General features: G+C 38.5%; 19 protein-coding genes. 16 read left to right on the top strand and 3 right to left on the bottom strand.

The window, feature by feature from the left end:
• Positions 1-58: 58 nt before the first annotated feature.
• Both nadX and QWT69_RS10235 read left to right on the top strand, forming a co-directional pair.
• Positions 59-859, top strand: coding sequence for an aspartate dehydrogenase (gene nadX, locus QWT69_RS10240; RefSeq protein WP_317965391.1), 801 nt, complete (start codon positions 59-61; stop codon positions 857-859).
• A gap of 164 nt (positions 860-1,023) precedes the next feature.
• Entirely contained in the window at positions 1,024-1,932 is a 909-nt protein-coding gene (locus tag QWT69_RS10235) for a methyl-accepting chemotaxis protein (protein ID WP_317965389.1), read from the top strand.
• Positions 1,933-1,971: 39 nt separating this feature from the next.
• On the opposite strand, the gene ypfJ is transcribed toward QWT69_RS10235, so the two are convergent.
• Positions 1,972-2,808 carry a KPN_02809 family neutral zinc metallopeptidase gene (ypfJ, locus tag QWT69_RS10230; protein WP_317965387.1) on the bottom strand — a complete coding sequence of 279 codons (837 nt, stop codon included), beginning with the start codon at positions 2,806-2,808 and terminating at the stop codon, positions 1,972-1,974.
• A gap of 126 nt (positions 2,809-2,934) precedes the next feature.
• Positions 2,935-3,360, bottom strand: coding sequence for a YusW family protein (locus QWT69_RS10225; RefSeq protein ID WP_317965385.1), 426 nt, complete (start codon positions 3,358-3,360; stop codon positions 2,935-2,937).
• A gap of 126 nt (positions 3,361-3,486) precedes the next feature.
• Between QWT69_RS10225 and QWT69_RS10220 the strand changes: the two genes are divergently transcribed.
• The 11 genes from QWT69_RS10220 (at position 3,487) to QWT69_RS10170 (ending at position 10,966) form a co-directional block, all read left to right on the top strand.
• A complete protein-coding gene (locus tag QWT69_RS10220) occupies positions 3,487-3,738 on the top strand; it encodes a hypothetical protein (RefSeq protein ID WP_317965383.1) in 252 nt (83 codons plus the stop codon).
• 210 nt (positions 3,739-3,948) lie between these two features.
• Positions 3,949-4,884: a heme o synthase gene (gene cyoE / locus QWT69_RS10215; RefSeq protein ID WP_317965381.1), complete on the top strand. Its 936-nt coding sequence runs from the start codon at positions 3,949-3,951 to the stop codon at positions 4,882-4,884.
• A gap of 231 nt (positions 4,885-5,115) precedes the next feature.
• Positions 5,116-5,913, top strand: a complete 798-nt coding sequence (locus tag QWT69_RS10210; RefSeq protein ID WP_317965379.1) for a basic amino acid ABC transporter substrate-binding protein — start codon at positions 5,116-5,118, stop codon at positions 5,911-5,913.
• Between the two features lie 47 nt (positions 5,914-5,960).
• Positions 5,961-6,704: an amino acid ABC transporter permease gene (locus QWT69_RS10205; protein WP_317965377.1), complete on the top strand. Its 744-nt coding sequence runs from the start codon at positions 5,961-5,963 to the stop codon at positions 6,702-6,704.
• On the top strand, positions 6,701-7,423 hold the full coding sequence (locus tag QWT69_RS10200) for an amino acid ABC transporter ATP-binding protein (RefSeq protein WP_317965375.1): 723 nt from the start codon (positions 6,701-6,703) through the stop codon (positions 7,421-7,423). Before QWT69_RS10205 ends, QWT69_RS10200 begins: the two co-directional genes overlap by 4 nt.
• Positions 7,424-7,526: 103 nt before the next feature.
• Positions 7,527-8,177 carry an SIMPL domain-containing protein gene (locus QWT69_RS10195; RefSeq protein ID WP_317965373.1) on the top strand — a complete coding sequence of 217 codons (651 nt, stop codon included), beginning with the start codon at positions 7,527-7,529 and terminating at the stop codon, positions 8,175-8,177.
• Between the two features lie 112 nt (positions 8,178-8,289).
• Positions 8,290-8,751 (top strand): GNAT family N-acetyltransferase, encoded by a 462-nt coding sequence (locus QWT69_RS10190; RefSeq protein ID WP_317965371.1) that lies wholly within the window; start codon positions 8,290-8,292, stop codon positions 8,749-8,751.
• A 4-nt stretch (positions 8,752-8,755) separates the two neighbouring features.
• Positions 8,756-9,496 carry an alpha/beta fold hydrolase gene (locus tag QWT69_RS10185; protein WP_317965369.1) on the top strand — a complete coding sequence of 247 codons (741 nt, stop codon included), beginning with the start codon at positions 8,756-8,758 and terminating at the stop codon, positions 9,494-9,496.
• A 43-nt stretch (positions 9,497-9,539) separates the two neighbouring features.
• Positions 9,540-9,836 (top strand): DUF2087 domain-containing protein, encoded by a 297-nt coding sequence (locus QWT69_RS10180; RefSeq protein ID WP_317965367.1) that lies wholly within the window; start codon positions 9,540-9,542, stop codon positions 9,834-9,836.
• The gene (locus QWT69_RS10175; RefSeq protein WP_317965365.1) at positions 9,829-10,686 is read left to right on the top strand and encodes a hypothetical protein; all 858 of its coding nucleotides are present in this window, start codon (positions 9,829-9,831) and stop codon (positions 10,684-10,686) included. Before QWT69_RS10180 ends, QWT69_RS10175 begins: the two co-directional genes overlap by 8 nt.
• A 22-nt stretch (positions 10,687-10,708) precedes the next feature.
• Positions 10,709-10,966, top strand: coding sequence for a hypothetical protein (locus QWT69_RS10170; protein ID WP_317965363.1), 258 nt, complete (start codon positions 10,709-10,711; stop codon positions 10,964-10,966).
• 53 nt (positions 10,967-11,019) lie between these two features.
• On the opposite strand, the gene QWT69_RS10165 is transcribed toward QWT69_RS10170, so the two are convergent.
• Positions 11,020-11,181: a hypothetical protein gene (locus tag QWT69_RS10165; protein WP_317965361.1), complete on the bottom strand. Its 162-nt coding sequence runs from the start codon at positions 11,179-11,181 to the stop codon at positions 11,020-11,022.
• Between the two features lie 133 nt (positions 11,182-11,314).
• Between QWT69_RS10165 and QWT69_RS10160 the strand changes: the two genes are divergently transcribed.
• The 3 genes from QWT69_RS10160 (at position 11,315) to QWT69_RS10150 (ending at position 13,288) form a co-directional block, all read left to right on the top strand.
• Positions 11,315-11,560, top strand: a complete 246-nt coding sequence (locus tag QWT69_RS10160; protein ID WP_317965359.1) for a PepSY domain-containing protein — start codon at positions 11,315-11,317, stop codon at positions 11,558-11,560.
• A gap of 110 nt (positions 11,561-11,670) precedes the next feature.
• The gene (locus QWT69_RS10155) at positions 11,671-12,465 is read left to right on the top strand and encodes a VLRF1 family aeRF1-type release factor (RefSeq protein ID WP_317965357.1); all 795 of its coding nucleotides are present in this window, start codon (positions 11,671-11,673) and stop codon (positions 12,463-12,465) included.
• A gap of 124 nt (positions 12,466-12,589) precedes the next feature.
• The gene (locus QWT69_RS10150; RefSeq protein ID WP_317965355.1) at positions 12,590-13,288 is read left to right on the top strand and encodes a hypothetical protein; all 699 of its coding nucleotides are present in this window, start codon (positions 12,590-12,592) and stop codon (positions 13,286-13,288) included.
• The last annotated feature ends 57 nt before the right edge of the window (positions 13,289-13,345 follow it).

Raw genomic sequence — 13,345 nt, 5'->3', positions numbered from 1 at the left:
CCCCCTTCGGTTCATCCGAAGGGGGTTTTCATATATACTGAATTTAAAATAGAAAGGGTTGATTCCTATCAATATTGGTTTAATTGGAAAAGGCTCAATCGGTACATTCCTCTTAAAGAAAATAAATGAAGAACATGTCATTGCTAATACTAAAATCACTGCCATCTTTGACGAACGAAAAAAGTCCCAATTAGATTTGAATCGATTAGCTGAAAAATATAGCTGTGAACCATTTTATGAAATAGACGCGTTTTTGCAGAAAGATATCGATTTAATTATTGAATGCGCAAATATCGAGGTTGCCAAAAAGTATGCAACTAAAATAGTCCATCAGAAAGATCTTCTATTAATAAGCATTGGAGCTATGGCAGACTCACAATTTACTGAAAAACTTCAAATAGCAGCAGCTGTTTCGGAACAAAAAGTCTACTTGCCGTCAGGAGCAATCGGGGGACTTGATGTGATTAAAGCTACTAAGCTAGCAGGGGAGTTAGAGGCTGTCACATTGACATCCCGCAAACCAGCTACGGCACTGACTGATGCTTCACTTGTACAGGAAAAAGTAGTTTTTGAAGGATCGGCATTTGAGGCGATTAATAGATTCCCTAAAAATGCAAATGTCGCAATCGCGTTGTCGCTAGCGGGGCTCGGAGTGGATAAGACAAACGTAAAAATCATCGCAGATCCCCACGTTACAAAAAATATACATCATATAAAAGCGTTTGGTGGCTTTGGTGAATTTGAAATGACCATTAAAAATAATCCCTCGCCCGATAATCCGAAAACAAGTTACTTAACTGCATTGAGCATATTATCCACATTGAATAATCTTGAGAACAACATCATAGTCGGTTCCTGAAGTAATTAAAACATAAAATAAATTCAGATTTGTTATGCCCAAGGTATTCCAATTCTACACATTTTATGATTTAATAGACTTATATGCGTAATGAAATAGGCTCGCTTTCTACTGAAGCTTGTCTTTTCTTTTGCACTGCTTAGGTATATTGAGGGAGTGGAAGTGTGAATACAACAGTGGAAATGGTAACAGACGATCATGTTGTTAGGGCCATTGAAGAGAATCTGGCAATCATCCGTTTTGATACGAATCATAAAGTGGCTTACGTTAATGAGAATTTCGCAACAGCAATGGGCTATACAGTTGAAGAAATGGTTGGTACTTCACATGAGAGGTTTTGCCCCACTGAGTACGTGAAAAGTGGAGCTTACGAAAAGTTTTGGAGTGAACTATTAAGAGGTATTAGTCAGCAAGGCAAAGTTGAAAGAATTGATAAAAATGGCCATCCCGTCTGGCTTGAAGCAACATATATGCCGATATTCAGTGAAGGAAGCAGGAAAGTAATCGGTATTTCCAAAGTAGCGACGAACATTACGAAACGGCAGACGTCCATCACCTCTGTTGTACAGGAGCTTCGCAATATGTCCGAAGGATTGACTGAGCGTGCGGATGTCGGTATTGACCGCAGCAAAGAACTTTTAACAATCATCGAATATATCGCTAAAACGTCCAGTGAAAATGAGGAAATTCTAGCCCATTTACGCGTTCATGCCGAAAGTATTCAACTCATCGTCAAAACAATTCGAGAAATCGCTGCGCAGACAAACTTGCTCGCACTCAATGCCGCAATAGAAGCGGCACGTGCAGGGGAGCATGGCAGAGGATTTGATGTTGTCGCAAAAGAAGTGAGAAAACTGTCCGCAAATGTTGAAAAATCAATTGTTGAAGTTAGACAAGGTGTTGAAGCGATCTCGACAGATGTTCTGAATATCTCAAGTGGTACTGCACTAGCAAAAGAGTATATTGAACGTTGTCAGCAACATATTGAAGTTGCGATGGAGGATTTTCAGTCTATCGCTTCATCTGCATCAGAACTCGATAGTCAATCAAAAAAAGTCTCAGACATCGTCTGAATACAAAAATCGACCGAACAATTTTCGGTCGATTTTTATTTAAAGATTCACAGCATTAAAAGTGTCGCCTTCACGTAGATTGCCCGCTTTAAACCCTTTTGAAAACCATCGTTTACGTTGATCTGATGTTCCGTGGGTAAAGCTTTCAGGTACAACATATCCTCGTGCTCTTTTTTGAATCGTATCATCTCCAACAGCGCTGGCTGCTTTCAAAGCCTCTTCATAGTCGCCTTCTTCTAGAATTCCTATGCTTTGTGCGTGATGTGCCCAGACCCCTGCTAGATAGTCCGCCTGCAACTCTAGACGTACCGAATATTTGTTATACTCTTCTTCACTTACCTGATTGCGAATCTTCGCCATCTCATCGCTAGTACCGAGAAGCTTTTGGACATGGTGTCCGACTTCGTGTGCGATAACATAGGCCATCGCAAAATCTCCAGGGGCTTGAAACTTGTTCTGAAGTTCATCATAGAAACTTAAGTCAATATATAATTTCTCATCGGCTGGACAATAGAAAGGGCCTACCGCAGCACCGGCCATTCCACAAGCGGATTGAACGCTACCGGAAAACAGAACAAGTGTCGGTTCTCTATAGACCATCCCTTCTTTTTCAAAAATAGTTGACCACACATCTTCCGTTTCCGCTAAGACGACGGATACAAATTCCGCCAGTTCTTTATCCTGCTCAGTTTCCACATATTCTGTATTGGACGGTGTTGATGTCACGTTAGAAAGTATATCTGATGGATCGCCACCCATAAATAACACAACGAGAACGAGTATAATGCTCCCTATTCCACCTCCAACGACAGCCTTACCACTCAATCCTCTACGATCTTCGACATTCTGACTCCCTCTTCTGCCTTTCCACTCCATTGAATTTCCTCCTCGTCGGTTATCTAGTTGCAAAAAACGATTTGTCTATCCAATACCCTTTTTTTCGCAAATGGAAGCCCGATAGGAAAAAGATATCAATTGCTTTTGTTGCAATCGATATCTCATTTATTTTGACATGGATATTTTTTTTCCGTCGTGTCCTTTGAAAGTGATGTCAATTTTTATTGTTTTAAAATCTGAAAATTCAAAGGCGTCGGCAGTTTTTTTGATGAGAGTTGTTTCGTCCGTCTCCGGATCGATATCCATCTCCTCTAAGATACCTGAAATTTTTGTCAGCGCTTTCTTACCATGAAGTTGGACTTCATCTTTTTTATGTAAATACTCTGCTTCTGACCGTTCTTTCTTTTCGGAAAAGCTTGCAGATAACGCTTCACTTTGTTCTTTCGTATCAATAATGACAGAGAATGCAGTAATCCCATATGTATCGACAATATCTTTAGCTTCTTTTACAGGAATCAGGTTTTGATTGCTACAGGCTGTTAATAAAATGATACTTAGGACGATATTTATGAAGGAAGTCGATTTTTTCATTTTAACAGGTCATCCTTTCTTACTGTTTCCATTTAACATGACCGACAACATGACCAACTATACATATCTACAGAAATTTGAAACTTATTTCAGGAACGAACGTAAAGAATAGAAGGGGTGGATAAATTGGAAATAAATGAATTACAACAGACCAACCAAATGATGTCTTTAAAAGATTGGATCATCACAATTATTCTGACAGCGTTGCCGATTGTGAATATTGTCATGCTTATTATTTGGGCTACTGATAAAAAGGATCCGAGAAACAATTTTTCGAAAGCCTATCTAATTGTGACTGCTGGTATGTTTGCGCTAGTCATTGCTTTTTATATTCTGATGGTTATTTTTATTCTATTTATAGGGATTATTGTACAGTGAAAACAGAGGGCTTCTTCGGAGGCTCTCTTTTTTATTAGAAATGGGTTGTTTGATTTTGCCTGTCTAAGGCGATTTTGAATAATTTGTGACGGTCCGAGAGACTAGTATGTGAATTTCTGAATAAAAAGCGATAAACCTTTAAATAAATAGGAATGAAATGATATGATGAAAGGGATGATAGTTAAGAATGCTTCTAAGGAGCGTATATAGATGACGAAAGAAATGGATATTACTTTTACTGAAACTAAAACTACAATTGAAAAAGAACGCGCGAGCACTTTAATTAGTGATTTCAAATCATTGTTTAAAGCACCTGTACTGATAGCTAATGCTTTACCTGTATTTGTCGGATTTTGGCTAGCACTTCATTTTACTGGCGATTCGTTATTAGCAAACAGCAGGCTATTCTGGTTGACCATCATTGGTAGCACGATTCTTATGGCTGGTGCACTTGTATTGAACAATTGGTACGATGTTGATATTGACACGGTTATGAAGCGGACTCAGAAACGTCCAACAGTGACTGGTAATATATCGTTAAATACCGTTCTTGGCATCGGAATCGGTTTGTCTGCTGCAGGTTTAATCATGCTGATGTTTACGACGATGGAAGCAGCTATCTACGGATTTGTTGGCTGGTTCACCTATGTCATAATGTACACGATGTGGACAAAGCGGAAGTACACATTGAATACGGTAATCGGAAGCATCTCAGGTGCTGTCACGCCGATGATTGGTTGGGCAGCGATTGCACCATCCTATCATATGGTTCCAATCATGCTGTTTATTATTTTGTTCATCTGGCAAATGCCACATACATTCGCGATTGCAATGCGTAAGTATAACGAGTATAAGGTTGCAAATGTTGCAATGTTACCGGTAGTAAGAGGTTTTAAGATGACAAAACGCCAAATGTTTGTCTACACAGCCTGTCTATTACCATTACCTTTCTATTTGGGGGCACTCGGAATGGTCTTCGTCGTTCTGGCAACGATTTTGAATGTTGGCTTCCTAGCCGTCTCAATTCGCGGTTTCTTTGCAAAAGACGACGATAAATGGGCATATGTCATGTTCATGTATTCCGTCAATTATATTGCGATTTTGTTCCTATTAATGGTTGCTGTCACATTACCACCAATCTTTTAAATTGAACGATTAAACCTTTATTTTCTTATTTCAGCAACACATAAAAGATCCGTATCTCTAAATCGAGATGCGGATCTTTTTTTTCTGTTAGTAGCAATCAAGAGAAATTCAATTAGTTTTTATAAAATGGCGTAAATTGAAAATATTCGGTTGTGGATTTCTTTTATCTCGACTATAATCTAGTAAAGTATCGATTTATCTTTTTTACTACAAATTGAGGGGGACTGTTTTATGGGGAGAACATTCAAACGTCTATTGTTACTGGCCGCAGTGCTATGTACATCTATTGTCCTTGTCGCATGTGGCACAAAAACTGATAATACGAACGGAGCGAGTCAGACAAATACAGATGGTAAAAAGAAATTGATTGTTGGAACGGATGCAACATATGCACCGATGGAGTATATGGATGCGAAAGGGAATATTGTCGGTATTGATATTGACATCGTCAATGCCATTGCAGAAGCTGCAGGATTTGAAGTGGAGTATAAAAACTATGGATGGGAGCCGTTATTCCCAGCATTAGATAACGAAGAAATTGATTTTGCCGTTTCTTCAATAACGATAGACGAAGAACGTAAGCAATCGTTCGATTTCTCTGATCCTTATTTTATTGCTAATCAATTAATTTTAGTTCAAGAGAGTTCGGATGTAGCGTCTTTCAATGATTTGAAAGACAAAAAGGTTTCCGTTCAAATTAATACGACAGGACATAAAGCCGTAAAAAAACTGCTAGGTAAAACGAATAAAAATATCGTCGCAGCTGAAACGATGCCGCTAGCAATCAGTGAAATGATTAATGGAAATGCAGATGCAGCTGTTGGAGATAACGCAGTAGTCATAGAATACAAAGTGAATAATCCGAAAGTAAAGTTGAAAACAGTCGAAGATGATAGCTTTGAAAAAGAATACTACGGTTTAATGGTTAAGAAAGGGAACCAGGAGATTGTTGACTTGTTGAATGACGGGATTAAAAAGATCAAGGAAAACGGAAAGCTGAAAGAAATCACCGGTTTTGATGTGGAGTGATTGTTGAATTGTAAGCAACAATTATTCACATCGGGGAGGTGAGCGTTATGGAGTTCTTAGGTCTACGTATTGAGATGTTCGAAAATATTTGGAGTTACCGTGAGCTTTTCATCAGAGGTATTTGGGTTACGTTAGCGCTGACCGCAGTAGGTTATGTCGGAGGATTCATTTTAGGTTTATTTGTTGGGTTAGGGAAATTGTCAAAGAGAAAATGGATTTACTATCCAGCAAAGTATTATGTCGATTTTTTCCGCGGGACGCCTTTACTCGTGCAAATCTTATTAATCCATACTGCATTAATCCCGAGTATGTTTGGCCATTCATTAGGATTTTTTGTCTCGGGATCAGTAGCCTTAATGTTAAACAGTGCCGCTTATAACGCAGAAATCATCCGTGCAGGAATTCAATCCATTGATAAAGGCCAGATGGAAGCTGCCCGTTCGCTCGGCATGCCACATAATACGGCTATGAAACTAATCATACTTCCTCAAGCTTTCAGGAGAATGATCCCGCCACTTGGCAATGAATTAATTGCTCTATTGAAGGACTCTTCACTTGTTACTGTCATCGCGGCTAGCGATTTATTATATGCAGGAAAAGTGGTGGCAGGTGCTTATTCAAGATTCTGGGAGCCGTATTTAACAGTTGCAATCCTCTATTTGATACTGACGTTTATATTCGGAAAATTTATTACGTATATTGAGAACCGATTTAGCAATAGTTATGTTCCATCCTCTAGAAGGTCAATTTCTTCAAATAGACGTTCAAGAATAGGAGGGGATAATCAATGATCAGTGTGAGGAATCTTCATAAGTCCTTTGGTGATCTGCATGTGTTAAAAGGCATTGATTATGAAATTAGAGAAAAAGAAGTGATATGTGTCATTGGTCCAAGTGGTTCGGGCAAGAGTACTTTTTTGAGATGCATGAACCTACTTGAAGAAATTTCTGAAGGCGAAGTGATCATTGATGGCGTGAAAATCAACGACCCTAAAACGGATATCAATGAAATCCGGAGGGAAGTCGGCATGGTCTTTCAGCAGTTTAATCTGTTCCCTCATATGCGCGTATTGGATAATATAACTGTTTCCCCAATCCAGATCCGTAAAATGAAACAGAAACATGCGGAAGATTTGGCTTATCAACTTCTTAAAAAGGTTGGCTTATCAGATAAAGCACATGCGTATCCTGAACAATTGTCGGGCGGACAGATGCAACGGGTAGCCATCGCCAGGGCTCTCGCCATGAAACCAAAAATCATGCTGTTCGATGAACCGACATCAGCACTTGACCCTGAAATGGTAAAAGAAGTTCTTGACGTCATGAAGCAGCTCGCCTTAGAAGGGATGACCATGGTCGTTGTGACGCATGAAATGGGATTTGCAAAAGAGATGGGTGATCGAGTATTGTTTTTAGATCAAGGTTTGCTTGTAGAAGAAGGAGAGCCGAATGAAATCTTTAGTAATCCAAAAAATGAGCGGACAAAAGCGTTTTTTAGTAAAATTTTATAGTTTTCATTCAGAAGCCAGTGGAGAAAAAGTCACTGGCTCTTTCTAATTTTCAATGCGAATTTAGCATAGACTCGAGTACTACAAAAACTAGGAGTGTGTTGATATGTATTACCCATATATCTCTCAACGTTATGAGCATTCTACACGAAAGATAACAGTAACCGGTAACGGTCAAGTTGCGGTTGAACCAGATGTTGCAACGGTGCAGATTGAAGTTAGTACTGTGAATGCACAAGTTAGTGTTGCTCAAGAACAAAATGCTGAAATTATGAACCGAGTCATTCAGTCTATCTTGCAACTGGGGGTACCTAGAGAAAATATACGTACAGTATCCTATACCGTATCTCCACAATACGATTATATCGATGGCAAGCAGATTTTCAGAGGATATGAAGTGAACAATTCGATTTCCGTCAAGCTCACTGACATGCAGCAAGTCGGCACTGTCATCGATACAGCTGTTGCAAACGGAGTGAACCGGGTATCGAATATACAATTTAGCGTGGAAGACGAATCTATCTACAAGCAGCAAGCGATTGAAAACGCATTGAAAGATGCCCAATTGAAAGCGAATACGATTGCCCAATCTCTTAAATTGTCTATCCAACCACAACCAATCAAAGTGACGGAACTACCTGCTGCTAACAACCCTGTCCTCTATAAGTCGGTTGCTATGTCTGATATGTCATCCACGCCAATCGAGCAAGGGCAAATCATCATAACGGCTACGATGAGTGTGCAATATTCATTTTGAATGATCATTTCTATTTACAAAATACGAATAGGGTTTATTTTATGAATACGCAGGTTTTTTGTGCGCGTTTGTCGAATAATAACGATATAAACAACTTTGAGGAGGAGACTACATGAAATACGAAGTTAAACGAGTGGAAGACTTGAGTACTATAGACGTTTCAAAGCTTGTGAAAGAGAGTGAAGAAGAAGGCTATCGTTTTGTATCACGTTTGGTGAATGACTTTGAAGATCAAACGAATACGTTTAGCGAAGAAGGGGAAGCGCTGTTTGCAGTTAACAATCCATCTGGTGAAATTGTCGCCATAGGAGGCATTAACCGTTCGCCGTTTACTGATGATGAAGATGTGGCGCGCTTGCAACGCTTCTATGTGTTGGAAGAAGCTAGGCGTCAGGGCGTCGGCACATTGCTTCAAAATGCAATTATTGATCATGCAAAAAATCACTTTAAAGAGATTACTGTCCGAACAGAATCATCAAAATCAGATGCTTTCTATCGAGCAACAGGTTTTACATTTGATGATTCCGATACAGAAACGACGCATATTATGAAATTTGATAAAACGCATGAGTGAAAAGTTGATTTATGAAGAATATGGCGACAAGCATGCACCGCTCCTGGTTTTTATACACGGGGGCGGTGTTGGTGGTTGGATGTGGGATAAGCAAATTGAATACTTCAGTAAATATCACTGTATCGTACCCACTCTCCAAGGACATGGTGACAGAAGTGATGAAAATACCTTTTCAATACGGGAAAATGCGATTGAATTGATAGATTTGATTAAAGAAAAAGGAACTGGAAAGTACATACATATTGTAGGTTTTTCAATCGGTGCACAAATCTGTCTGGAGATGATTCATCTAGCACCGACACTTATCACCACAGCAGTTATAAACAGTGCGACAGTTATTCCGATGAAGTTCGTTAACGCTTTAATAGCACCCACAATAAAAACGACTTTTCCACTCATCAAAAATAAGTCCTTTGCCAAACTCCAAGCGAAGCAGTTGTATATGGATGGAGAATACTTTGAACGATATTATAAAGAAAGTTTGAAAATGAAAGCAGCAACTCTTGTAGAAATACTGAAAGAAAATATGTCCTATTCACTTCCAGACAATCTTTCGGAAAGTACCACTCGTATTTTAGTGACAGTTGGAGGTAAAGAGAAAGGATTGCTTCTGAAATCCGCCAAAAAGATAGTCGATTGTCATAAAAAAACGGAAATGCAAATCATTCCGAACATAGGACATGGTTTTCCTATAGCGAATCCTCAATTGTTTAATGAAATTGTCGAAGAAATGATAAAAAGATAACATATCTAAATGAAAAAGTAGACGGAAAAAAGGAATGATTTATTTGGAGATTCATTTTGATATAACAGAAAGTGAAAGAGAAAAAGTATTGAAGAACTATTTTAAACATGGAATAGACGGCCCACTTGGTATTTTCCCAAGCAAAGAAAAACGGAAGTATATTATTGCCCAAGAAATAATAAAGCGTTTTGAAGTCCGAAAAGAGTATAAAGAATCAGATGTGAACATGATTTTAAAAGAGATTTATCTGGATTTTGCAACGATTAGGCGCTACTTCATTGACTATCGTTTCATGAACCGCAGTGATGATGGGAAGGTGTATTGGATTGAAAATGAATAAGTTACAAAGTTATAGCGATAGTAATCTACTTTTTATAGAAGATGTTTTCAAAAAGCATACTGATTTGCATGGTGCAATCATAGCAAGCGCTAATTCAAATCATAATAAAGGAATTTTTGAATTTTTAGATGGAAATAGTAGTCCTGTCTATGCTTCGGCACATAAAAGTGGTTGGCATCCTCATTGTGTCTATATCCGGTTAGCATATGATTTAGCAAGTCCTGATTTAAAGTTGCTTCAAGCTGCTGCCGAGTTTCTAAGCAAGGAATTCAGTAAACCCTTATTCTTTTTACTGGACGATCGTTTCAGTTCTTTACGGGATGTACTAAAAAAACAGCAATTCAAAATGATTCGGAAAACGGAAGTTGTACATATTAGACCGAACAAACACGAAAAAGAGATTATGAACTCGCTGACAACGATAGCTCAAATTAGTGAAGATATCGATCTCATGGACAGTTTAGTGGAACTCTTTAGAAGAACATATACAGAAACACATATGAGTAATCCGGTCGGCGATCATTCATTGGAATCATGGAGAGAAATCGCATTTGATGAATTGCTTGAAAGTCATAGCTATGTTGTTCTGAAAGAAAAAGAGGTAATTGCTTTCAGTTTGATGTATGAAGGTGACAATAACAGCTGGGAGCTTGGTTGGACTGGGGTTGATGGGCAAGAGAATCTACCATTGTTGGATGTTTTGCTAGCCCAACAGCTCAATGATGCAAGACAACAAGGGATTTCATACATCGAAAAAGAAGTGGATTCAACTTGTCCATACTCCCTTCAAATTTGTAAATCCGTTGAGTATGAAGTAGCTGAAACGTTTTTTGCGTATATGAATGAATAAATAATTTAAAGGATGATAGAAGATGAATACTCGAATTGAACCACCACGGTCTATTGAAGAACTTGCGACTTTTCTACAACAGATGAACGCCGATATGGAAAACCATGTTGGTTATTGTGGAAATACAAAAGCTGAAATATACAATACGCTCTCAAATGATTTTTCCGATTTGAAACTGGAACAATCTTTTGCAGTAGCTTATCAACATGATGTCATTGTCGGAGCGATTGGGTTGGAACAAGGTGCCAAAAATAGGACGTCACATTACTTTCATAATTGATAGAAGATACTGATAACAATAGCTCTGCACTTATGAAAAGTGCAGGGCTATGGTTAAGGCCATCTAAATTCTTTTTTCTTCTTATTCTTACGCAACTCTGCAAACTCTTCTGCTATTTCTGCCTGCATATCCTTAGGCTTAATCTTCTGGTTTTTGGGTGTTTGAGGTAGTGAAGCTGCGTTATTGCTGCCTTTTTTATGTTCGTCTCTTCCCAAATTTATCCCGCTCCTTTCGATATCAGTATCCTAATTAATATGGCTATAAGCGTTGTTTTTATTCGTAATGAGTCACATTTTTATAGGTAAAGAATAGAATGGAACGAAAAGCCTATTGAAGGAGGAAGATTAAATGAATCAAATGCAAAATGAGCATTGGGAAAATCATTGGCAGCACCCTAAATACAGACGTTTATCGATGGAGCAGGCAATGGAAATAGCGCGTGGGCGAGTACCAGGCGAAGTTGTAGAGGCTGAATTAGAATATAAAGATAGCGGATTGATTTTTGAAATTGATATTCGAACAAATGAAGGAATGAAGTATGAAGTACATGTTGATGCAGTATCTGGACAAATCATAAAAGTTAAGCAGGATTAAAAGAAACCTGGCATGAATGAATAAACTCCTATTCGACCACTAATTCGTTTTAGAATGAACTGGTCAGGGTATGCTACAAAAGAGCATACTTTTAAGGAGGTTCGGGATACATGTCACTAAGTGAAGAGTTGAAAGACCTTAAAGAATTCAAGTGTGATTCACGTTGTGTGTTGAGTGTTTATTTGAACACCAACCCCGCTGATCCGGAGCAACAGAATGGTGCCTGGAAAATTCATCTAAAAAATGGATTGAAGCGAATTACGGAGTATTTGGAAGCGTCTCAAGACGAAAAGGAACTCAAGTCCTATAAAAAACTAAGGGATAAAATCGTTAAAGAAATCGAGAATAATCAAAACGACTTGAATAAAGGAGTCGTTATTTTTGCTGCGGAAGACCCTGAACTATGGTCAGTCCATTACGTACAAGTACAAGTGAAGACCAGCTTCCACTGGGAAGACCATCCGATTGTCGAAGAAATGGAATATATGTTAAAAGCATACCCTGAAGCAGGTGTCATATTACCAAGCTTTGGGGAAGTCCGTGTTCTCGATACAGCGATGGGCTTTATTAATGGCGAAAAAACATATCACTTTGACGCGGGGCTCGAAGTTTGGCGAGAACAAAAAGGAATGAACCCTGCGAAGCAACGAGGAATGGGCGGTAGCCACGTAGATGATCTAGACGATCGATTGAGAGAGAATCTAGAGCGTTTCTATAAAGAAATGGCGACAATTGTTGAAAAGATGAGAAAAGAGTTGGACTGGAAAGAGCTTTATGTTGTAGGTGAAGCAGAAGCTGCTAATTCATTCGCTAATTCGCTCCGCACGAAACCGAATAATACCATTAATAAAAACTTGAATAATGTAGAAGCAAGAAAAATTTTGCACCAAGTTTTTGAAAAGTAATTAAAGTGTTCAAGCCGTTCCTTTCGAGGGACGGTTTTTTGTCGTGATGATTAAAGCAAGAGTTCTGTACCGAAGTAGGTTGTTTTTCATATGCTAGTAAAAGCAGATAACAGGAGGATGAGCAATGGGGTTATTCATAAACAAAAAAGACCATTTGGGTTTATATAAGGACGAAGAAGCTAAACCGGTCAGCAATCAGGCAACATTCCACTCGGATTCTTTCACTGAGGCGGTAGTAGAACAGCGGCAAGCATTCGAGTTATTGAATGAGAAGCACAAGGAACTTCAAAAACAAATGCGAAAACACAGCAGAATTCAAACAGACCGGTGGCAATCGACAGGAATGCAATTAGAAGAAATCATTGAAAAGCAACTACAGCAAAATGAATTCAAGACAAATGTCATCGAATCAATTCAACGGTTAGATCAGTTAAATGAAAAACTTCAAAATGAAATTGAAGATAAACGAAGATTGAATGAAGAACTCGTTTTGAAAATAGAAAGCCTTAACCATTCTAATAACGAAATATCAGAACGGTTGGAAAAAGTTGATAACGATCAAGCGAAATTACTAACGAGAATGGACACGCAAATCGAACAACAGATAAACTTCTCAAAAGTATTGGAAGAACAGACGATTCTACAACATGAAATGTCCGAGCAGTTGAATCAGCATGAAGGTTTGCTGGAGAAATTTTCTCATCAATTGAATTTCTTGAAATCTGTCCTTTTTGAACGGACACATTTCATTGCTGAAAAGATCGATAATGGTTATGAGATGACAACTACTTATTTCAATAAATGGAAGGATAAAGTGAAATAATTTGAGTGGTAATTATAGAATGAAAGTTTGTTCTTCCACTTAACGTTAGCTTAACAT

Source organism: Sporosarcina oncorhynchi, assembly GCF_033304615.1.
Taxonomy (GTDB): domain Bacteria; phylum Bacillota; class Bacilli; order Bacillales_A; family Planococcaceae; genus Sporosarcina; species Sporosarcina oncorhynchi.
The sequence above is the reverse complement of the archived record's forward strand: the minus strand, read 5'-3'. Positions and strand labels throughout refer to the sequence as shown.